The following is a 21,632-nucleotide window of genomic DNA, read 5'->3' on the forward strand; positions in this document are numbered from 1 at the left end:
GACACACTGCTTTATCTATCAATCAGCGTATGAGCTAAAAGCACTATTGAGGGCTAGATGACCAGACAGGTGAGCGGATAACACCCTGTCCTGATTTACCAAACGCTTCGCCGCCATTGAGAGATTTGATGGTCAATACACCTTTGCCGCCTTGGGTTGAAGCATAGACCACGCGTTTACCATTAGGTGAGAAGCTTGGGGCTTCATCAATGCCAGTATTGCCCAAGTTGGCAGTCACAGCGCCGCTGCTGTTCATAATGGCAGCTGAACGTCCATTTAAAAAGGCAATTTGTGAGCCATCGCTACTATATTGCGGGCTGGTGGCGTAGCCACTATTTGACACTTTGGTCGTACGACCTGAGCCAAACTCATAACGATAAATCTGCGGTTTGTTAAATCCGGCTCGATCGCTGACGAATACGAATGATTTACCATCAGGCGCATAGCTTGGCTGTACTTCACTGCTTGGCCAATTGGTCAGTCTTCTAGGTTGACCGCCACTGGCGCTCATCTCATAAATATGGGAACTGCCTTCAAAGCTGCTTGAGAACAGTATTTTACTACCATCGGGTGAAAATGAAGGACTCAAGTTACTGCCGGAAAACGGCGTCAATGGTGTGGCACCACCACCGCTGACATTTTGTACATAGATTACAGGATAGGATTTATCGCGTTGTACCGAATAAGCGATGCGATTGCCATCGGGTGACCAGGTTGGTGAAAATATAGATCCTGCTACCTCGGTAATGGTTTTGGCGTTTTCGCCATCTGCATCCATGACCTTTAGGCGGGATACTTTATTTTTGCCAGTGCCGACCTCTTCAATATAAGCAATACGTCCTGAGAAATCGCCTGGAATGCCTGTAATAAGCTCATACACTTTATCAGAGATGACATGTCCTGCATAACGCATGCTTTCTTTGTTATTGTGAGCCGTTAAGCTTTGTTTGCCTTGGATAACGCGACCAGACTTGACATCCACCACTTCATAATCCGTTACTATTTTGCCGTGATTACTGCGTGTACTACCGACTACTAAGTAAGGAATCCCCATACTTTGCCAAATGGGTAACGAGCCTGCCAACTCGCTACTATTATGCGGCTGCTGTGGCAAATTTTGACTGGTCACTTTTAGCTCAGTCTTACTCAAATCGTTTAGGATAATGGGCGATAAAACAGAATCGCCTGCAAACGGCACAAAAGCGACTTGGTTTTGCTGTCTTGGAGCAGTGGTCGAAACATCGATTTCTATCGGCGCAGCAGTAGATGCATAGATAGGTACAAACAATAGAGGTGTAAATAACAATATATTTGAAATACTACGTACATTGGACAAGGTCAGTTGTTTCATAAAAGATTCTCTAAAAAGAAAGTTATTAAGTGGGCCTCAATATTACTTATAGTGAACCAACCCTATAAGGTAAGCTACTCTTATCCCAATTATTTCATAATGGATCAACGATATATAGACTAAGTATGATTACCAGTATTCTATTGAACGGTGACGTTAATAATAAGATCCGCAAAGTTAGCAGCGTTGTCAAAATCAATCGGTAGTGGACTGGCCGCAAACGCTGCATCTTCTGCCGCTTGATTGACTTTTGGGTTAGAGCCATTAGCGTCAGCAGAGAGTACGTTACCCCTTGAATCCAATTTGAGTCTCACCCTAGCAGTCAAACCTTGGGTGTCAGTTGGGGCCTTAAGATTGCGCTCGATCTTATCAGCAATAGCACTTTTTACGTCGCCTATAGAGCGACTGCCGCTGCCTTTATTACTAGATTGATTGGAGGTATCGCCAGAAATACTCGACTCACCATCTGATAGGTTGTAAGTTTTGCCTGAGCTGCCAGTCGTAATTTCTATATTACGATTACTGGCAGTCGGACGATTAATTTTAGGTGGCGTGTTTTGTTTTACGCGATAATCTCCGAGCCGCTCTTGTTCTTCTGTGCGCTGATCACTTCTATTTTGCTCAACTTGGTCATGCTCTTCGGTCACCGAGTCATCAAGTTGGGCTGCCCATTCCGCCATACGGCGCTCATACTCTTGATTTTGATCAAGTATACGCTGACGTTGATCGTCACTCATTAGCATCGGCTGGCTAGCATCATCAGAGCGTGTAAATACGGGCACACGCTGAGAGCTTGTTTGATTGGGGTTTTGTGTGCTTGCGCCACCATCAAAAGTTTCTGTTTGCGTCATGCTGGTAGCGCTGCTCTCGGCCTGCATAGCACTAGCGGCGGCGGCACGGTTGGCCAAGATTTGTCCTTGCATTTCAGCCAATTGCTCAGGCGATACCATCACAGTTTCGATACTACCTGTTGGCTCTACCTCAGTGTGTTGGTAGGTATAAATGAGTACGCCAATCACCAGACCATGCGCGAGCAAACTGAGTAGCATTGGCAACGTTAAGCCATTACCTTCAGGTTGGGTCGGTACATAAACGATAGGAGCATTATGCATGATAAGGATACTCAAAAACGAAGTTTATCGAATGGTCTGCTTTATTATAACAAGTGGTGCTAGTAATAGGCGTCATTACAATGAAGGCGTGGGCAAAGGAGCGCCTGTTAATAGACCAACTTTTTGAATACCTGCTTGTTGTAAGCTTGCCATCAAAGTCATAATCGCGCCATATTGATTGTTTTGGTCCGCATTAATCATGACTTGTAAAGGCTGAGCACCAGCGTCGCTACTTTGATTTTGAAGGGTCGATAAGGTGTCGATCAGTTCAGGCTCAGTAACTGGTAAGTCCACATTATTCTCATAACTGACAAAGATCTCACCACTGTCAGTCAGTGAGACAATAACAGGTAGCTGGCTTTGGCTCATGGTATTGGTCTGCTCTTTTGGCAAGTCAACATCAACACCCGTAATCAGCATTGGGGCCGTTACCATGAATATAACGAGTAGCACGAGCATCACGTCAATATAAGGAACGACGTTCATCTCCGCATTCAGCGCTTTTTTCTCGCGGCGATAGGGACTTTGCTTCATAACCCTGTTACCTGAGTGCTATCAGAGAGGGTTTCTTTACCCGTGATGATTTCTGCGCTGGTCTCACGTTGAAGCATACCTGTCATCTCATCACAGAATAGGGCACGTGAGTCATAGAGACGACTAGACTTGGCGGTAAAATGATTGTATGCCAGCACAGCTGGAATCGCTGCAAACAAGCCCATAGCGGTAGCAATTAACGCTTCAGCAATACCAGGTGCGACAGAGGCAAGGGTTGCTTGCTCAGTTTGAGACAATCCTAAAAACGCATTCATAATGCCCCAAACGGTACCGAATAGACCAATATAAGGCGCAACTGATCCGATGCTGGCAAGTGTCGCCAATCCTGACTCTAATAATTGCTGCTGACGTCCCAAACCAACTCGCAGCTTACGTTCAACGCCATCGATGATGTCATCTTTAGGTTGGCGCTTTTTATGCATTCTTAGGTATTCAGAAAACCCGACATAAAAGATTTGCTCAAGGCCTTGGCGCTCAGGTGAGCCTTGCACACCTTGGTATAGTTTGGCCAAATCTTCCCCAGACCAAAACCATGTCTCAAACTGCTCATCGAAGTTTTTAGCGGTACCAAGCCGCGCACTCATACGAAAGATAATCACCCAACTCAGTAAGGAAGCCAACAACAATAACGCCATCACAATCTGTACCAAAAGACTGGCTTGAGTGATAAGGTCAATAATATTCAATGATTCAGGCATGTATGGGACTCATAGATAATGGATAATGACTGGCTTTGTGCAAAACGCACCAAATATAACTGTCAGCTAAACGTATGATAATAAGCCAAATACTTTTATTTTACATAGTGCTATCAGCCGCCTAGTGTACTGCTAAATACAAAAAAGGTCATTTATTAAAGTGTTAAATACTCAATAATAACATTTGTATTTGTCCATATTCATTCATAAAGTGATCTATAAGCGCATAACCATATTCAAAATCATATCTGGGTATTATTTAATAATTAGCCAAAGAAGCAGATTTATACCCATAAGGCACGGGTAATGATTGAATTTATACCGTAATTTCTCTAAAATGTTGCACTTTGTTACCGCTGCCTTTTGATAATGACGTCGCAATTTTTGCTGACGTCATATTTATTTTAGGCACCAATACATTTGTTCTTTCACTAGCAAGCTGGGCGCGACACTATGAATGCAATTGAACGCTATTTTGGGATTAACGGTGAAAACACCACGGTCAGAACGGAAATCCTCGCCGGTATAACCACTTTTTTGACCATGGCTTATATCATCTTTGTGAACCCCAACGTATTGGCTGAGGCTGGTATGGATAAAGGGGCGGTGTTTGTTGCCACCTGTTTAGCAGCGGCAGTAGGCTGCTTTATCATGGGTATCTATGCCAGATTACCGGTAGCACTAGCACCTGGTATGGGCTTGAATGCTTTTTTTACCTACGGTGTCGTACTGGGCATGGGCTATGCATGGCAAACGGCATTAGGGGCAGTTTTCTTATCCGGTTGTTTGTTTATTATTTTGAGCTTGTTCAAGATTCGCGAATGGATCATCAACGCTATTCCAACCAGTCTTAAACAGGGTATTGTGGCAGGTATTGGGGCTTTTTTAGCCTTTATCGCGTTACAAAGCTCGGGCATTATTGTAGGCCGTGATGCGACCTTGGTCATGCTTGGTGACATGAGCTCATTTCCACCTATGATGGCGGCTTTGGGTTTCTTTATCATCATTGGTCTGGTCTATAAAAAGGTACCAGGTGCGGTTACGATCGGTATTCTAGTCATTACATTGATCAGCTTAATAACGGGTCATACGCAGTTTGCTGGCATTATGTCGGCACCACCATCGATTGCACCAACGCTGATGGAGCTGGATATTGCTGGTGCATTTGACGTGGGTATGATCAGTGTTATCTTTGCGTTTTTATTCGTTGATTTATTCGATACAACAGGCAGCTTAGTGGGTATCACTAGCAAAGCTGGCTTGATTGACAAAGACGGCAATATCCCTAATATGGACAAAGCCTTATTGGCCGATTCAACCGCTACTGTAGCAGGTGCCATGCTTGGTACGTCATCGACAACCAGTTATATTGAAAGTGCCTCAGGCGTTGCCTCTGGTGGACGTACTGGCCTTATGGCAGTGACGGTGGGCGTTTTGTTCATCCTAAGTATTTTCTTTGCGCCATTAGCCGGTATGATTCCCGCTTACGCCACAGCGGGTGCGATTTTTTATGTGTCTGTTTTGATGCTGTTCACCTTAAAGGATATTAACTGGGAAGATTTAACAGAAGCGGCTCCTGTCGCTGTTGTTCTGTTGTTGACGCCGCTGACGTATTCTATCGCTGATGGTATTGCGCTTGGTTTTATCACCTTTACCGCAGTCAAACTTATGACGGGTAAATTCTCTGAAATCACCATTCCAGTTTGGGTATTAACGATTATTTTATTGGCTAAGTTGGTATTGTTATAAGCTTTTAGAATACCCTTACAAGCTTTATTTTTGCTTTTAAACCCGCTTCCTCATAAAACGATGAAGCGGGTTTTTTTGTGTCAAAAACGCTCAGAAGGTTTGTTTATGACTGCTATTGTTTGCAAGTGTTTGATTTAAAAAAATTAATTTACAATAGTAAACAGAAAAATATAACCAAAGCGTCACAATAGATAAGGTGGTGATAACTGGTTGTTTTTTCGCATGATATTAATTTATAAAAATGGTAAATAGTGTTAGTTTGAAAATTTTTTTCATGCTACCATGCCCGAGTTAAGCGCATCACCTCAATCAACGCCGTAGAGGTTTTTCTTACAGTGAATTAGCGTCAAATAAGATGACAGATCTAAACCCAATCAAAGCGATATTTTATTTATTTCTTATTATTTTGATTAAGTGATAGACATATCTGAGCATCACACTCCTTTCACTACTAACAAGAAGAAGGCACTAATGTCGCTTAACGTTTTGTTGTTGCCTTTGTATTGTTAACGTAGCCCGTTTAACACTCGAACGACCTACTTAACCATTTCCAGCCTATGCTGGATTTTCCCGTTTCGTGATGGCGCTGTTTGGTGTTTTGACTATTGCTGTGAGTATCAATCAATGATCACTATTTAAGACAATAGTGGTGATAGACACTTAAGCACCAAGATCAAACGTCCTAAAGCACCATTTATTATGGTTTTTAAACGATAGTTATGGAGTTGTTATGAACCCAGTAGATCAGTTTACCCCGCAAGAACCGATTTTGTTTAACCCTGTCGATTTGCTATCGCCAGACTATATCACTCAATCATCAGACACGCTGCACGCGCGGATCTCTCCATTATATAGCGTTGATGAAGCGAGTTGGTTGTCAGAGTTATTGCCATTGGCTAAGCCTAGCGATGAAGAGCGTAATGCGGCGGCTGAACAAACGCGCCAGCTGGTGGAGCATGTACGTAATGATGGCAAAGCGGTCAAAATGGTTGACTCGTTATTGCTCGAATACAGTCTCGACACGCAAGAAGGCATCTTGCTGATGAGCTTGGCAGAAGCGCTGATTCGAGTGCCTGACAATTATACTGCGGACGCGCTTATTCACGACAAAATGAGTGTGGCTGACTGGAAAAAACACATCAAGAACGACAATAACTTTATGGTCAATGCCTCCTCATGGGGCATGATGATGACGGGCCGTGTCGTGAGTATCGATAGCAATACCACGGCGTCAGGATTTTTGGATCGTATGACCAAAAAAATGGGCGAACCGGTGATTCGTAGTGCGATGCAAAAAGCCATGCGTATCATGGGGCATCAGTTTGTACTAGGCGAGACCATTGAAGGCGCAAACAAAAACAGTCAACCATACCGTAATAGAGGCTACACCTACTCATTTGATATGCTAGGTGAGGCGGCGATTACTCAGCGAGACGCTGAAAAGTATTTCAATGACTATTTGCATGCGATCAGAGCCACGGCCAGTATCAAAGTCAAAGAGGGTATGCCAAAGCCTTCTGTGTCAATCAAGCTATCTGCCTTGCATCCTCGCTACGAAGCCACGCAAGAAGCGCAAGTAATGGGGCTGTTACGCCAACGCTGTTTGCTGCTGATTGAAGCGGCGCGTGAAGTCAACGTCGATCTCAGTATCGATGCCGAAGAAGCGGATCGTCTTGAGATTTCTTTGAAGTTGTTTGAGTCGTTATATCGTGACAACTTAACCGCAGGCTGGGATGGTTTAGGTATTGTTGTGCAAGGTTACTCTAAGCGCGCTATTGCTGTTCTCGCGTGGCTTGCTCGTATATCTAAAGAAGTCGGTGACCGTATTCCGGTACGTTTGGTTAAAGGCGCGTATTGGGATACAGAAATCAAACTTGCTCAGCAAAAAGGATTGTCAGGCTATCCGGTTTGGACACGCAAAGAAGGCACAGACACCGCGTATCTTGCGTGCGCGCGTTTCTTATTGTCAGACCATCTGCGTGGTCTTATTTGGCCACAGTTTGCTACTCATAATGCGCATACACTGGCCTCCATTATGACCATGAGTAAGCACAAAGAGTTTGAGTTTCAGCGTCTGCATGGTATGGGTGATGCACTTTATGATCACATTTTACAAGCATACAAAATCCCTGTTCGTATTTACGCCCCAGTAGGTGCCCATAAAGACTTGCTGCCGTATTTGGTACGCCGCTTGCTTGAAAACGGTGCCAACAGCTCGTTTGTCCATCAGCTTTTAGATAAGTCTTATCCGATTGACAAGCTAACCGTGCATCCTTATGACAAGCTTCTCACCAACGCCACGTTGCACAACCCCGATATTCCACTGCCAGCAGGCATCTATGGGTCAAGACGTGCCAGCTTTGGTCCGAATATCTTTGTAGAGTCACAATGGCTGCCGTTTAAGTCGGCTATTGACAGCCATTTGCACAAAACTTGGTCAGCAACGTCTATTGTCAATGGTCAAGCTATTGATGCATACGACGTGGATGGCGTCACTCAAAAGCTTGATGTGCAACCCGTACGCGCTCCTTGGAATCAACAAGTCAGTGCAGGTGAAGTGACTTACGCCAATGCCGCACTGGCTCGCCACGCTATCGACGTGGCAGTTGCTGGACAAAGTGCATGGCAAACGGTATCCGCTGCCAAGCGCGCTGATATATTGCGCAAAATAGCGGATCTTTATGAAGAAAACTACGCTGAACTGATGGCATTGTGCCAAGTTGAAGCGGGCAAGACCATGCAAGACAGCATCGATGAGATTAAAGAGGCCGTTGATTTTTGTCGTTTTTATGCGGATGAAGCCGAGCGTTTAGACACGAAGGTATATGAATTCACAGATTTAAGCGGTCAACCGTCGCGCCAAGCTTATAAAGCGCGTGGCACCTTTGTCTGTATCAGTCCTTGGAACTTCCCATTGGCTATTTATACCGGTCAAATCGTGGCAGCGTTAGCGGCGGGTAACACAGTTGTGGCCAAACCTGCCGAACAGACCAGCTTGATTGCTCATTTTGGTGCACAATTAATGTATCAAGCAGGCGTACCAGCAGAAGCATTGCAATTGGTTATTGGGGCTGGGGACGTGGGCGGTGCATTGACAGCAGCTAATAATATCGCAGGCGTCATTTTCACAGGCTCTACTCAGACCGCTCAACGTATCAACCAAAGCTTGAACGATCATGCACAAGCCAGCGGTGAGTTGCCCGTGTTTATCGCTGAGACTGGTGGTCAAAATGCCATGATTGTTGATTCAACGGCGCTGCCAGAGCAAGTGGTGAGAGATGCTGTGTTATCTGCATTTGGTTCAGCAGGTCAGCGTTGTTCAGCGTGCCGAATCTTGTGTGTACAAGAAGAGATGGCTGATGATTTGATTGAGTTGCTACAAGGCAATATGGCGGAGCTGCTTGTGGGCAATCCACTTTATGCGGCAACCGACGTCGGTCCCGTGATTGATAATGATGCCAAGCAAGGTCTTGAAGCCCATATTGAGCGTATGCGTACCGAACCCACGGCAAACATTTTGGCTCAAACGCCAATGAGTGTGAGCTCGGTGGTTAGCCAAGAACAATCTACCTTTGTACTGCCTACGGCGATTGAAGTAAAAAGTATTGATGTGATTGGTGGTGAGCACTTTGGCCCGATCTTGCATGTACTACGTTACCAAGCGCGTGATTTGGATAAGTTGATTGATTCGATTAACAATACCGGATTTGGTTTAACCTTGGGTATTCATAGTCGTATCGAAAATACGGCTGAGCATATCGAGCGCCGTGCTTTCGTTGGTAATACTTACATTAACCGTAATCAGATTGGTGCAGTAGTGAATGTACAACCATTCGGTGGTTGCGGCTTATCTGGAACTGGTCCTAAAGCGGGCGGTCCGCATTATGTAGCGCGTCTCATGCAATTGACGACAGAAGCATCAGTTAATGAGCAATCAATGACTGAACAAACAGCAAATAACACATACTCAACCACTCAAACAGAACTCGCATAAGGAGTAGCAACATGGCGACTGAATTCAAAAAAAATCATGCCCAGGTTTGTGAATCTTGGCGACTGCTTGGCGCAGTGAATCGCGCTACCTATTTGCAAGCGGCTATTCCTAAACTGGCTTTATTGACGGGTGACGCCAATAAGGCAAAGCGTCTGTTCACTCATTTATTGAGTGCTGCGCCCAGTTTGGATGAGATGCATCGTATGACGGGTGCAACGGGTGAATCCAATGATCTGTACGTGACCGCTCGCGGTAAAACCATGGTGGTTGGCGGTGACTCTGCTAAAGCCATGGCAGTATTGGGCCAGCTCGTAGCAGCTTTGTTGACAGGTAATGAAGTAATTTTGCATTGCCCAAGTCAAGATGAGATGTGCAATGAAGCGGCAAAGATTCTCTATGAGACTGGCATCAGCGATGATGTGTTGAGCGTCGCTAACGACTCACAAACCATTACGCTTTTGTATATTGACCGTCTTGCGCAAGTTGCTGTCGCGGGTACTCACAGCGACATCCAAACCATCAGTCAAGAGCTTGCCAAAACTGACGGTATCTTGACACAAGTCATTGCTGTCACTGATATGGAAGGCTTTTCAGAAATGCTAACACCAGATTATCTGCACCGTTTTGTCACAGAGCGCGTCAAAACAATCAATACCACTGCTATTGGTGGTAACGCCAGCTTACTTGAGCTTGGTACAGAGTAATAGCTTTCGTTAAAGACGCGCTTAGCTTTGATAAAAAATTAAGCGTTATTACCGTCCTATTAAAAGCTAGACAATAAAAAACCGCTATCTGAGTGTTGCTCAGGCAGCGGTTTTTTTGTGTTTGCATCATTTGTGATTGAAGGGATTAAATCACTTGATTAATATGAATAAGTTTAAAGTTACTCAGAAAAATTTACCCAAACCCAGCCGTTTTCTAACCACTCGCTGAGATCGTCTGGATCAATGTCTGTCACATCGCTTTGTTGTAGATGTTCACCATTAGCCAGACGAATAAGAATAGACAGCGCAGCCTCATCAAGACCATCAACGCGCTGACCATTGGCATATAGCACAGCACCATCACTGGTTTGGCTATAAAGCAGACGGTTACTATAGTCCGCTTGTAGCGTTGCGCCTTCTGACAAAGCTTGTATCAGCTCATCGGTGTCTAATGTCTCTTCCGGCACAAGGGCATCATATTGGCGTTTGCTTACCACTTCTGACACGGCTTGACGAATAACATGATCGCCGCGCTCAGATTGTAGCAACGCTAACAACTGGGTTTTAATCGCGTCAATACTATCCGCTCGCAACTCACCTGATGCTTGCATTGTTTGTGGTAGCAGCATAGGGATAAATAAATCGCTATCGTTGGTAGCCACATCAGCCAGACTATCAATAATTTGCATCAAATTTGGACGACGGCAGCCAAAAGAAAAGGTCAAGCAGTCATCTTGCGCTACCCCAAAATGAGACAGTTTAGGCGGTACGTAAAGCACGTCACCCGCTTCTAATATTTCATCAAAAATAATCTCGCCCATATCATCAAACAGCCTGATGGGTTCATCAGCGACAAACTCAGTGTTTTGATCACAGAATTTGCCCAATTGCCAACGACGATGCCCATAACCTTGTGCCAAAAACACATCATAATCGTCATAGTGTTTGCCAACTGAGCCCCCTTTAGGCGCATAAGAAACCATGATGTCGTCTCGTTGCCACTGCGGGATAAAATCAAATGCTTGCCATAATTGACCAAGCTCAGGTGACCACTGTTCAAGGTTTTGTACCAACACCGTCCACTGCTTCGGCAGATTATCAAAGTCTGACTCAGTCAATGGGCTTTTTTTTAGTTGCCATTGCGGTTGACCTTTTTGTTTGGTATCGGCTTGTGTCAACAGACGCGCTGAAGCGTCTTCTTCAATGGCTAAACCCAGCATATCTTCTGGCTCAAACATCTCTGCTAATTGTGGCAAGCCTTGTTTGATTAGAAGGGGTTTCTTTTGCCAATATTCTGCCAAAAATTGCTCAGGGGTGATAGATTCTGGCAAACAAAGGGGTATAGAGTTCATTTATAAATCCGTATTTTTGAATAGAGAGGAGAGTGGTAATGAGTGCTTTATAGGAGGGTTCTAATAGTTTATGATAATCCTCTATCTGATGACTCCTAATCGAGCATCTAATCTATCGTAGGTAATTTATGAAAAATTTACATATCATCGTCATCATCGCTAGCGTATTTTTATTACAAGCCTGTGTGCACAAAATTGTGACTGTGCCTGCTAAAGTTGCTTATAAAACCACTAAAGGCGTGGTCAAAGGCACCGTTGCAGTTGGCAAAGCCATTATCCCAGGCGACAGCGATAGTGATAACGACTAGAAAAAATCTGTTATTTGCTTAACTTTCGATTTTTACGTGTCTGAAACAGAACCATTCCTGCCGCAATCAGCCCGCCAAGTAGTGCCATAGTCATGTCTTTGTGGGCATCCCAAACATCTCCCTGCTGACCATTATAAGCTTCAGCCGCTTCTGGCGATAAAGTTAAGGCAATGCTCCACTCGATTAGCTCATAGAGTAGGCTCGATGACATATTGATCATGAGTGCGATAGCGATTAATAGTTTTGTTGATTGAATGGCGAAAATGGATTTTGAGCTTTCAACCATCGCGCTAAACAGCAAAAGACCATAACTGAAATGGACAAGGCGATCATACATATTGCGCTGCCAACCAAACAACTCACCCAAACGTACATCAAATAGTTGCTGTATCCAATCATCATAAGGCACGTACGAGTATAAATAACGCGCGCCTATGATATGAATGACTAAAAATAATGAAGCGAACGCATAAGAGCGCGAACTGATGTAGCGATAATGGAAAGCGCTCAGCATCAATGCCAAAAAAAGTAAAGTACCAAGCTGATGAAGTAGGTAGCTTGACCACGCTAGCGGTTCAATACTTGCCAGTACCATGACGATAAATACCACCATAGTACTGACAATGACTGACTTATAGTGACTATACATAGCAACGCATCACATAGTAATACATCGTGAGCACCTACTTATTGATTTACTATTAAAGCTTGGCTATCCACTCTTTGATAGTGCGAGCTTGTTCAGCGGCATTACCGGTATAAGTAGCAGGCGTCAATTCGCGAAGGCGAGCTTTATCAGTATCGCTCACCGCAGACAGCTCATCACTTTCAACAAATGTCAGCATGGCTTCACGCGTCATCGCATTACCGCGCGTCAAAGCTTTTAGTTTTTCATATGGGTTTTCAACGCGGTAGCGACGCATGACGGTTTGAATGGGCTCAGCCAATACTTCTTGGGCTTGATTGAGGTCTTCATTTAAACGCTGGGCATTTAATTCAAGCTTACCCACGCCTTTTAAGCACGCATCAAAAGCAATCATACTTTGCGCCAGACCAACACCGATATTACGTAAAACGGTTGAATCTGATAGATCACGCTGCATACGTGAAATTGGTAGTTTTTCACCCAAATGTGCCAGCATGGCATTGGCCACACCTAAGTTACCTTCTGAGTTTTCAAAATCAATTGGATTGACTTTATGCGGCATCGTAGAAGAACCTACTTCGCCGTCTTTTAGGCGCTGTTTAAAATAGCCTAAGCTAATATATTGCCAAACGTCACGGTTAAAATCGATCAAAATAGTATTAAAACGTTTTACTGCATCAAACAATTCGGCAATATAATCGTGTGGCTCAATCTGCGTGGTATAAGGATTGAAGGTCAACTCCAAACGCTCATCGATAAATTGGGCGGCATGGGTCTGCCAATCAACCTCAGGATAGGCTGAAAAATGGGCGTTATAGTTACCGACCGCGCCATTGATTTTACCCAATAACTCTACTTGGTTAATTTGCTTGATTTGACGGGCAAGGCGGTAAGCCACGTTTGCCATCTCTTTACCAAGCGTGGTTGGGCTTGCGGTTTGACCATGCGTACGTGACAACATAGGTTGCTCAGCGTGAGTAACAGCCAAATCTACGATGCTGTCCGTTACTTGCTGCATTTTAGCTACTACAATGTCACGGCTGTCTTTGAGCATCAGCGCGTATGATAAGTTATTAATGTCTTCACTGGTACACGCAAAGTGAATGAATTCCAATGAGTCAATGAGTGCATCCTGACCACGGAACTTGTCTTTAATAAAGTACTCGACCGCTTTGACATCGTGATTGGTCGTCGCTTCAATATCTTTGATGGCTTGCGCATCTGCTTCGCTAAAATCATCAACAATACGATTTAAAAAAGCATTGGTATCTGCATCAAACGCAGCCAGTTCCCCAATCGCATCATTATCTGCTAATGACTGTAACCAGCGAATCTCAACCGTAACGCGGGCTTTAATCAAACCAAATTCAGATAGATAAGGACGCAAGCTATCAGCTTTGGACGCATAGCGACCGTCGATGGGAGAGAGTGCGGTAAGTGGAGTCATGATATCGCCTTTTGATGAACAGGAAGTAAAGGAGTGCTTAGTACAGCAGGAAAATTTTAATCGCATAATTATAGCAAAAGTCGATATAAAAAAGTCAGCTTTAGCCCCACTCTCTATTGATTATTCCCTAAACAGAGAATGAATAATACATTTGTTACATCACTGAAAGACTTACCTTCAGGGGATATGAAAGTTTTTTGTTTAAAATGAACAATTTATATTGTAACGCTATTGTTTTTACAATGTAAAAGTGGTTTAATAAACTACTTTTAACAATCAATAGTTTACTAAATGGAAAACAAACTATGAATAAATTCGTTGGCGTTTTAGTGTTGGGCTCGGCATTGGCGCTTAGCGCTTGCGGCGGTGATAGTGACAGTAGTGGTAGTAGTAATAATAACGAAATTATACCCGCTAAATTTCTAGGCTTACCCAACTGTGTAGTAGATAAAGATTCTTTTACAATTAAACAAGATTTTTTCCTAGTGGAACAATCTAATAACTCTTCTCCTACCTGCTTAGTGAAAGTTCCAGACCTTAACAATGGTAGAACTTTTGCACTCTCATGCAACGCTGATGTTATCAATGATACAACAGTATTTAACTATCAGGTTGGTGGAGATAGCCGTGATGATCTTGATTCTATAGGTGACGATATTCAAGAATTTATTGATTATCTAGAAGATGATAATGCGACTACCAGTGATAGCAAATATGGCTATTTGTGTATTTGAGTTTAATAATATTGAACGTTTATTTTAGTTCATATTTGATAGCTGTTGACATCAGCTAAGCCTAAAGCTATCTTTTATTCATATAAATTATTGCCGTTTTTATCGCTGATAGAAATGGCTTTTTTGCGCTTAATTGAATGAGACATATTTATCCCAAATGACGTGCAATGTTTTTTATCAATTACTATTAATGAAAAGCTCTTTGCATCAACTATTGTTCTAGACTATTGATACCCTATGAAAGACAAATTATTATTTTTTTCATCCATTCTAGTTGCCTTTATTTTTGGTAGTTTAGGAACTTATTTGTTGATGAGCAAGCAACAAATGGATCAGGTTATGCAAGCAAAACAGCAGACGTCACTAGCTAGTGCTGATCAATCCAATCTAAATAAAAACAATAACTCACTGGCCGAGCTGGAAAAGTATGCCAATAGTGTAGGTGTTCAGAATACTAATGGTTCGAGTAATCCATCTATAAATGACTATTCACAGCAGCAGGCGCTTGATATCGTAGATAAGATGCCAGACTATATGCTTGGACAATACGTCGACAGGTTTATGGCAAAAGATGCGAGTAGTGCGATTGGAGATAAAAGACGTTTCGCTGAAAGAGCAGTAGAAGAGCTCTATAAAGAAAATGACAATCAGCCTTTAGCAGGTACTGTGAAACTATCGCTAGATACAGTTATGCCTACAGTGTCACTTGATACCTCAACTTTGGGTAAAGATACAAAACTATATGCTCACTTGGACACAGGCGGTAAAGTGCCTGAAAGTCCTTACGTATTTGTTAAGTGGGTCAATAACCAAACAGGACAAGTGCTGTTATTTGAGAAAAAAGATATTGTTGCCAATAAGAACCAAAATTGGGTCAGTTTTCAGCCGTATGATGGTTGGACACAGGGCAGCTATGATATTCGCTTTTATCAGTTCACATCAGAACTTGAACCTGTTGCTCAATTGACTTATCAAATATATACAGTTGAGGATGCCAATCCTAATACAACGAACGGCACGACAAATGGTGTGGCAAAGGTTGCTACAGCTACTAACAAAAAATAGCCACTATACTAAAGCTCTATTAGTGTTATCAAAGCGCTCGCGGTGCATCGATAGAGGCAATAACACCGCCGCCTAAGCATACTTCATCTATATAGAATACCGCTGACTGACCAGGCGTAACCGCACGTTGCGGTTCATCAAATATCACGCGGACTTCGCTACCGTCCGCTTTTGTGGCAAAAACGTAGCACGCTTGGTCAGGCTGACGATAGCGCGATTTTGCCATACAGCGTAGGCCTTTATCGCTGAAAATATCAGTAGGTGGTAAGCCTTCAATCCAATCAAGCTTATAAGCGTGCAGCTCATTGCTCATTAGCATCGGATGCTCATGCCCTTGACCGACGATTAAGCGGTTTTTGTCCAAATCTTTAGCCAGTACAAACCACGGCTCTTCGGGGCGATCTTTGACACCGCCAATACCGATGCCACCGCGTTGCCCCAGCGTATAGTACATAAGTCCATCATGCGTACCGATTTTTTTATGGTCATCAGTAATGATGTCGCCTTTTTGCGCAGGCAAGTACTGCTGCAAGAAGTCTTTGAAACGACGCTCACCAATGAAGCAAATACCGGTAGAGTCCTTCTTTTTTGCCGTGATCAGATCATGTTCTTCAGCGATCTGACGGACAACAGGTTTTTCAAGCTCGCCAACCGGGAATAGCGTTTTGGCAATTTTGTCGCCGCCAACAGCATGTAAGAAATAGCTTTGGTCTTTGTTATTATCCAGTCCGCGTAATAACTGCGCGACTGTTTCGCCATCTGTATTAGTATAATTTATGCTACGACGGGTATAGTGACCAGTGGCAATATAATCGGCACCAAGCGTCAACGCGTAGTCCAAAAATGCTTTAAATTTGATTTCTTTATTGCATAAAATATCAGGGTTCGGCGTGCGCCCCGCTTTATATTCTGCCAAGAAGTGCTCAAAAACGCGATCCCAATATTCCATAGCAAAATTGGCCGTGTGCAATTTGATGCCAATCTTGTCACAGACGGCTTGCGCGTCCGCTAAGTCATCCATTGCAGTACAGTATTCAGTACCATCATCTTCTTCCCAGTTTTTCATAAACAAGCCTTCCACCTTAAAGCCTGCCTGCTGAAGCAAGACGGCCGAGACAGAAGAGTCAACGCCACCTGACATACCAACGATGACATGCTTGGTGCTAGGACTGTCAATATCGGCAAGCGTTAAAGGACGATGGGCAGAAAAAGAATCTGAATGTGATGTAATGGCTGACATAGAACGGCTCAATTATTTATACTTAATTCAAAATCGTAGTGGTACTCATAACAGATGCTTTGATGGATAGCATTAGCATTTTAACGGTGCCAGTTTTTCTTTTGAATTCGGTATTATGATAAAATAAGCGTCATATTATACCAGTTAATTGAAACTGGTGGCGACCTATGGCATCTTAGGTTGAGTAAAATTCCTTTAGAAATTCAGATAGTAGTTTTGAATTATTTTAATCACGCCTAATTAACATGCTTTAATTGAGTTGGAATAATAATGATAAAAATTGGTCAAGGCATCGATGTACATGCGTTTCATAACAATGGTCAGCAGCAGCAATATGTCATATTGGCTGGCGTGCCGATCGAGCATACACATAGTTTGTTGGCACACTCTGATGGTGATGTGGTGCTACATGCATTAGCAGATGCACTACTAGGCGCATTGGCGCTTGGTGATATCGGTCAGCATTTTCCAGATACGGATGCGGCGCATGCTGGTTTGGATTCACGAGTACTATTACGCTACGTATATAGCAAAGTCCAAGAGGCGGGATATGTCCTAGGTAACGCTGATATCACCGTCATGTGTGAGCGTCCAAAATTGGCACCGCACAATCAAGCCATGCGTGACAATATCGCAAGCGACTTGCAAACAGCGGTTAGTAATATCAGCGTCAAAGCCACTACCACAGAAAAACTAGGTTTTACTGGACGCCAAGAAGGTATCATGGCCAATGCCGTGGTATTATTGGTTCCAAACAAAGCTGACACGTAGCCGACATTTAATGGCTGTCCAGTAGGCTAATAATAGTCGAGTCATTTCAAAATCAATACGGGGCCATTAGTATAAATCTTTCTTGCTTGCTGTTCGCCAGCGTGACAGAGGCGGCAAAAAATTGATCCCACTAGTACCTAGATATTCACGCAACGATTTTGTTTTGAGCTGGATCTATAGCGATCATGCTTGTAATATGGCGATAATCGCCCCATGTATCAGCCATATCGTCATTTAGATTGTCATCCAATGACTTTGCAATATTACTATTTTATATTTATTGCCTTTTTAATGTACCGCCTTATCAATAGGAGTTTTTATGAGTGATCAAACCCCAAATACTGCTACAAATGATGTCGAACAATTGATTCGTGATCAAATCCGCGACAACAAAGTTATTATTTATATGAAAGGCACACCGCAGTTTCCGCAGTGTGGTTTTTCTGCCCGTTCTATTGAAGTATTGACGCAGATTGGCCGTCCGTTTGCCTTTGTAAATATCTTAGAAAACCCAGAAATCCGTGCAACGTTACCAAAAATTGCCAATTGGCCAACGTTTCCACAATTGTGGATTGATGGCGAGTTGATGGGTGGCTCTGATATTATCTTGCAGATGTATCAATCAGGTGAGCTAAAGCCATTGGTTGAAGCCAACAGTCCTGCTGCTTAACCAGTTATCAGTAATAGGTAAGATGGTTTATAGCATTACTATTTATAACTTATAACATTATTATTGATAGCATTTATGATGTTTTAAAAAACAGTGATACATAAATCAGTTTTGCTATTAAAGTACCATGAACCCAAGTAGTCTTATGGCTATTTGGGTTTTTTATGGCCTATATACGTTATTGCTTTTACAGGTTTTGACCCCATATAGTGTTCAATATAAACAAAATAAGTACCTTTATTAATAAGAGAGTCTTATGAATACTCAAGTATATGATCAACAAGATGCGCAAAAAGAAGCAGCCGAACAAGCGGCTATCGAAAAGCGTCGCGAGCGTTTAAAAAATGAATCTTTACGAATCACTGAGATTGCAGATAACGAAGCAAACTCAGCCCTTAAATGTATCCATCAATTAAGTGTGGCAGGCGGCGCCACAGAAGCGACTTATATTGCTATTGAGCAGCGTATTGTGGCGGATCAAGATCCTGCTGGTGCTTATCATTTGGCACTATTGGCTCAAAGCACTCCAGACTTGCCGATTGATGCGCGCCAGCTTATCGAATTGGTGGTTAACAAAGGCGACAATCAACAGCTTTTAGCGCTTCTGAAGAATTTACCATTACCTCCTGTCGATATTATAAAAGAGCAGATTTTGGCCAGTAATGACGGCGAGGCAATTGGTTTGATGAATGCGTACTTACAAATTAATCCAGAAGGCTATGGCAGTCATCATATGCTGAGCAGTGGTCAATCGGATCAAATCGTACCGCTAAGCCCTGGTAATCAGTCAAACTGATATCTAAAAAACTAATACTTAGAAAAGCTAATAGTAGTGGCTTAGTTTAGTAGTGGCTTAGATTAGTAGTTGCTTGGTTCATTTTTAGCGTTAATTTTAACAGTTTTGGTTCTAGCGTTTTTTAAGTGACAAAAAATTGTTATAATTATCGGTTATCTATTTAAGTTTTAATCACTTATATCATCCGTACTTATTATATGAATGACGATTATCAATCTTGTAGCACATTTATTATAGACAATAACGTGTTGCTAAACATATCGTCATTCAAGCGAGGCATGCATGCAATATCCTAAAAATTATGATGTGGTAGTGATCGGTGGCGGTCATGCTGGCACAGAAGCTGCGTTGGCAGCCGCACGTATGGGCGCGCAGACCTTGCTATTGACGCATAATATTGAAACGCTTGGACAGATGAGCTGTAACCCAGCCATTGGCGGTATCGGTAAATCGCATTTGGTGCGCGAAATTGATGCACTGGGCGGCGCAATGGCGCTCGCAACGGACAAAGCAGGTATCCAGTTTCGAGTATTGAACAGTCGCAAAGGGGCTGCCGTAAGAGCGACGCGTGCTCAAGCAGATCGTATTCTTTATAAAGCTGCGATTCGCCATACATTGGAGAACCAGCCAAATCTGGATATATTCCAGCAAGCGGCGGATGATATTTTGGTAGAAAATGGGCGAGCGACAGCGGTTGTTACCTCGACTGGTATCATTTTTAAGACGGAAACGGTTGTATTAACCTCAGGTACTTTCTTGGGCGGGGTGATTCATATTGGTCTTGAAAACTCAAACGGCGGACGCGCAGGAGACCAGCCTTCGATTAAGCTTGCTGACCGTCTGCGTGAGCTAAAGTTACCAGTTGGACGTCTAAAAACAGGTACGCCAGCTCGTATCGATGCGCGCAGCGTTGATTTTAGCGTGATGACAGTACAGCCTGGTGACACGCCATTGCCGGTCATGAGTTATATGGGTGATGTGTCGATGCACCCTGAGCAGGTCAACTGCTATATCACGCATACCAATGCACGCACTCATGACATTATCCGTGAGAATCTTGATCGTTCACCGATGTTTTCTGGCAAGATTGAAGGGGTTGGTCCACGATACTGTCCTTCTATTGAAGATAAAATCCATCGTTTTGCGGATAAAGACAGCCACCAAATCTTTATCGAACCAGAGGGGTTGACTACGCATGAGCTGTACCCAAATGGTATCTCGACCAGTTTACCGTTTGATGTGCAGCTAGATTTTATTCACAGCATGAAAGGTTTGGAGAACGCACATATCACGCGTCCGGGTTATGCGATTGAATATGATTACTTCGATCCACAAAGCTTGAAGCCAACGCTTGAAACCAAATCTATTGATCGCTTGTACTTTGCAGGTCAGATCAATGGTACGACAGGTTATGAAGAAGCGGGCGTCCAAGGTTTGTTAGCAGGTACGAATGCAGCATTGGTCACGCGTGACAATAGTGAGTTTGAAACTTGGACACCGCGCCGCGATGAAGCTTATCTTGGCGTGCTTGTCGATGATTTGATTACTCATGGCACTACTGAGCCGTATCGTATGTTTACCAGTCGAGCAGAGTATCGTTTATTATTGCGCGAAGACAATGCGGACCAACGTCTTACTGAGACGGGTCGTAAGCTTGGTTTGGTTGACGATGCGCGCTGGCAAGCCTATCAAGAAAAAATGGAAGCCATTGCCACAGAATCTGCGCGTTTAAAAGACATGTGGGCAACACCAACCAATACTTTGGGTCAGCAAGTAAGTGAGCAAACAGGTGAGGTTCTGTCAAAAGAAGCGAATGCCTATGATCTGCTAAAACGTCCGCAGATTCATTTTGCTGATATTGCTGCTATTACTGACTCAAAAGTTGATGCGCAGGTTGGTGAGCAGATAGAGATCTCTGTCAAATACGCAGGTTATATTGATCGTCAGCAAGAAGAGATCGATCAAATGAAACGTCTCGAAAATACAGCGTTGCCGACGGATTTTGATTATACGGTGGTATCTGGTCTGTCTAATGAGATTGTGCAAAAGCTAACCAAAGTACGACCTGCTACGCTCGCGCAAGCTGGGCGTGTGAGTGGCGTAACACCAGCGGCTGTACAGTTGCTGGCGATGACCGTCAAAAAGAATAAAAAAGCGGCGTTGGCTTTAAACGCGTCATAATAATTTAATAAATAATCGTGACTCAAAAAAGCTTATAGCATTATATTGTTATGAGCTTTTTTTGTTTAAGTTATTTTTAAAAGGCTCAAATGTAGATTATTTTTTAAACGTTTTAACAATGCTAAAACAACTTAAAGTGTGTTTATACTATCTTAGGGTGAAATAATAGGTAAAATGGAAGATGGAAATGTTCAGTACCTATCTAATGTTCAGTACCTATCTAATGTTCAGTATGTATCTATAAAAAATCGACAAAAGA

Annotated in this window: 18 protein-coding genes; 10 read left to right on the top strand and 8 right to left on the bottom strand. The window is 43.2% G+C overall.

What is annotated here, in order from left to right:
• Positions 1 to 43: 43 nt before the first annotated feature.
• The 4 genes from AAJP47_RS09420 to tolQ form a co-directional block, all read right to left on the bottom strand.
• Positions 44 to 1,351, bottom strand: coding sequence for a translocation protein TolB (locus AAJP47_RS09420; RefSeq protein WP_346717658.1), 1,308 nt, complete (start codon positions 1,349 to 1,351; stop codon positions 44 to 46).
• Between the two features lie 140 nt (positions 1,352 to 1,491).
• A complete protein-coding gene (locus AAJP47_RS09425) occupies positions 1,492 to 2,463 on the bottom strand; it encodes a cell envelope integrity TolA family protein (RefSeq protein ID WP_346717659.1) in 972 nt (323 codons plus the stop codon).
• Between the two features lie 75 nt (positions 2,464 to 2,538).
• Entirely contained in the window at positions 2,539 to 2,997 is a 459-nt protein-coding gene (gene tolR / locus AAJP47_RS09430) for a protein TolR (RefSeq protein ID WP_346717660.1), read from the bottom strand.
• Positions 2,994 to 3,716 (bottom strand): protein TolQ, encoded by a 723-nt coding sequence (gene tolQ, locus AAJP47_RS09435; protein ID WP_346717661.1) that lies wholly within the window; start codon positions 3,714 to 3,716, stop codon positions 2,994 to 2,996. The genes tolR and tolQ overlap by 4 nt, the downstream gene beginning before the upstream one ends.
• Positions 3,717 to 4,169: 453 nt before the next feature.
• On the opposite strand from tolQ, the gene AAJP47_RS09440 reads away from it, so the two are divergent.
• The 3 genes from AAJP47_RS09440 (at position 4,170) to AAJP47_RS09450 (ending at position 10,163) form a co-directional block, all read left to right on the top strand.
• Positions 4,170 to 5,465 (top strand): NCS2 family permease, encoded by a 1,296-nt coding sequence (locus AAJP47_RS09440; protein ID WP_346717662.1) that lies wholly within the window; start codon positions 4,170 to 4,172, stop codon positions 5,463 to 5,465.
• 730 nt (positions 5,466 to 6,195) lie between these two features.
• Positions 6,196 to 9,459 carry a bifunctional proline dehydrogenase/L-glutamate gamma-semialdehyde dehydrogenase PutA gene (putA, locus tag AAJP47_RS09445; protein ID WP_346717663.1) on the top strand — a complete coding sequence of 1,088 codons (3,264 nt, stop codon included), beginning with the start codon at positions 6,196 to 6,198 and terminating at the stop codon, positions 9,457 to 9,459.
• 11 nt (positions 9,460 to 9,470) lie between these two features.
• Entirely contained in the window at positions 9,471 to 10,163 is a 693-nt protein-coding gene (locus tag AAJP47_RS09450; RefSeq protein WP_346717664.1) for a 1-pyrroline-5-carboxylate dehydrogenase, read from the top strand.
• A gap of 179 nt (positions 10,164 to 10,342) precedes the next feature.
• Here AAJP47_RS09450 and AAJP47_RS09455 read toward each other — a convergent pair whose 3' ends face one another.
• Positions 10,343 to 11,515, bottom strand: a complete 1,173-nt coding sequence (locus AAJP47_RS09455; protein ID WP_346717665.1) for a JmjC domain-containing protein — start codon at positions 11,513 to 11,515, stop codon at positions 10,343 to 10,345.
• Positions 11,516 to 11,643: 128 nt separating this feature from the next.
• On the opposite strand from AAJP47_RS09455, the gene AAJP47_RS09460 reads away from it, so the two are divergent.
• Positions 11,644 to 11,823 carry an NF038104 family lipoprotein gene (locus AAJP47_RS09460; RefSeq protein ID WP_346717666.1) on the top strand — a complete coding sequence of 60 codons (180 nt, stop codon included), beginning with the start codon at positions 11,644 to 11,646 and terminating at the stop codon, positions 11,821 to 11,823.
• Positions 11,824 to 11,833: 10 nt separating this feature from the next.
• Here the strand turns inward: AAJP47_RS09460 and AAJP47_RS09465 are convergent, their stop codons facing one another.
• A complete protein-coding gene (locus AAJP47_RS09465) occupies positions 11,834 to 12,472 on the bottom strand; it encodes a DUF2238 domain-containing protein (RefSeq protein ID WP_346717667.1) in 639 nt (212 codons plus the stop codon).
• A gap of 52 nt (positions 12,473 to 12,524) precedes the next feature.
• The gene (purB, locus tag AAJP47_RS09470; protein WP_346717668.1) at positions 12,525 to 13,916 is read right to left on the bottom strand and encodes an adenylosuccinate lyase; all 1,392 of its coding nucleotides are present in this window, start codon (positions 13,914 to 13,916) and stop codon (positions 12,525 to 12,527) included.
• A 305-nt stretch (positions 13,917 to 14,221) separates the two neighbouring features.
• On the opposite strand from purB, the gene AAJP47_RS09475 reads away from it, so the two are divergent.
• Complete coding sequence (locus tag AAJP47_RS09475) at positions 14,222 to 14,650, top strand: hypothetical protein (protein ID WP_346717669.1); 429 nt, start codon at positions 14,222 to 14,224, stop codon at positions 14,648 to 14,650.
• 237 nt (positions 14,651 to 14,887) lie between these two features.
• Entirely contained in the window at positions 14,888 to 15,715 is an 828-nt protein-coding gene (locus AAJP47_RS09480) for a hypothetical protein (RefSeq protein WP_346717670.1), read from the top strand.
• Positions 15,716 to 15,743: 28 nt separating this feature from the next.
• On the opposite strand, the gene mnmA is transcribed toward AAJP47_RS09480, so the two are convergent.
• Positions 15,744 to 16,955, bottom strand: coding sequence for a tRNA 2-thiouridine(34) synthase MnmA (gene mnmA, locus AAJP47_RS09485; RefSeq protein WP_346717671.1), 1,212 nt, complete (start codon positions 16,953 to 16,955; stop codon positions 15,744 to 15,746).
• A gap of 270 nt (positions 16,956 to 17,225) precedes the next feature.
• Between mnmA and ispF the strand changes: the two genes are divergently transcribed.
• From ispF to mnmG, 4 genes are all read left to right on the top strand, one after another.
• Complete coding sequence (ispF, locus tag AAJP47_RS09490) at positions 17,226 to 17,726, top strand: 2-C-methyl-D-erythritol 2,4-cyclodiphosphate synthase (protein WP_346717672.1); 501 nt, start codon at positions 17,226 to 17,228, stop codon at positions 17,724 to 17,726.
• 319 nt (positions 17,727 to 18,045) lie between these two features.
• Positions 18,046 to 18,396, top strand: coding sequence for a Grx4 family monothiol glutaredoxin (gene grxD / locus AAJP47_RS09495; RefSeq protein WP_346717673.1), 351 nt, complete (start codon positions 18,046 to 18,048; stop codon positions 18,394 to 18,396).
• Between the two features lie 256 nt (positions 18,397 to 18,652).
• Complete coding sequence (locus AAJP47_RS09500) at positions 18,653 to 19,192, top strand: hypothetical protein (protein ID WP_346717674.1); 540 nt, start codon at positions 18,653 to 18,655, stop codon at positions 19,190 to 19,192.
• A gap of 282 nt (positions 19,193 to 19,474) precedes the next feature.
• Positions 19,475 to 21,373 carry a tRNA uridine-5-carboxymethylaminomethyl(34) synthesis enzyme MnmG gene (gene mnmG / locus AAJP47_RS09505; RefSeq protein ID WP_346717675.1) on the top strand — a complete coding sequence of 633 codons (1,899 nt, stop codon included), beginning with the start codon at positions 19,475 to 19,477 and terminating at the stop codon, positions 21,371 to 21,373.
• Positions 21,374 to 21,632: the final 259 nt, after the last annotated feature.

Source organism: Psychrobacter halotolerans (assembly GCF_039680845.1).
Lineage (GTDB): Bacteria > Pseudomonadota > Gammaproteobacteria > Pseudomonadales > Moraxellaceae > Psychrobacter.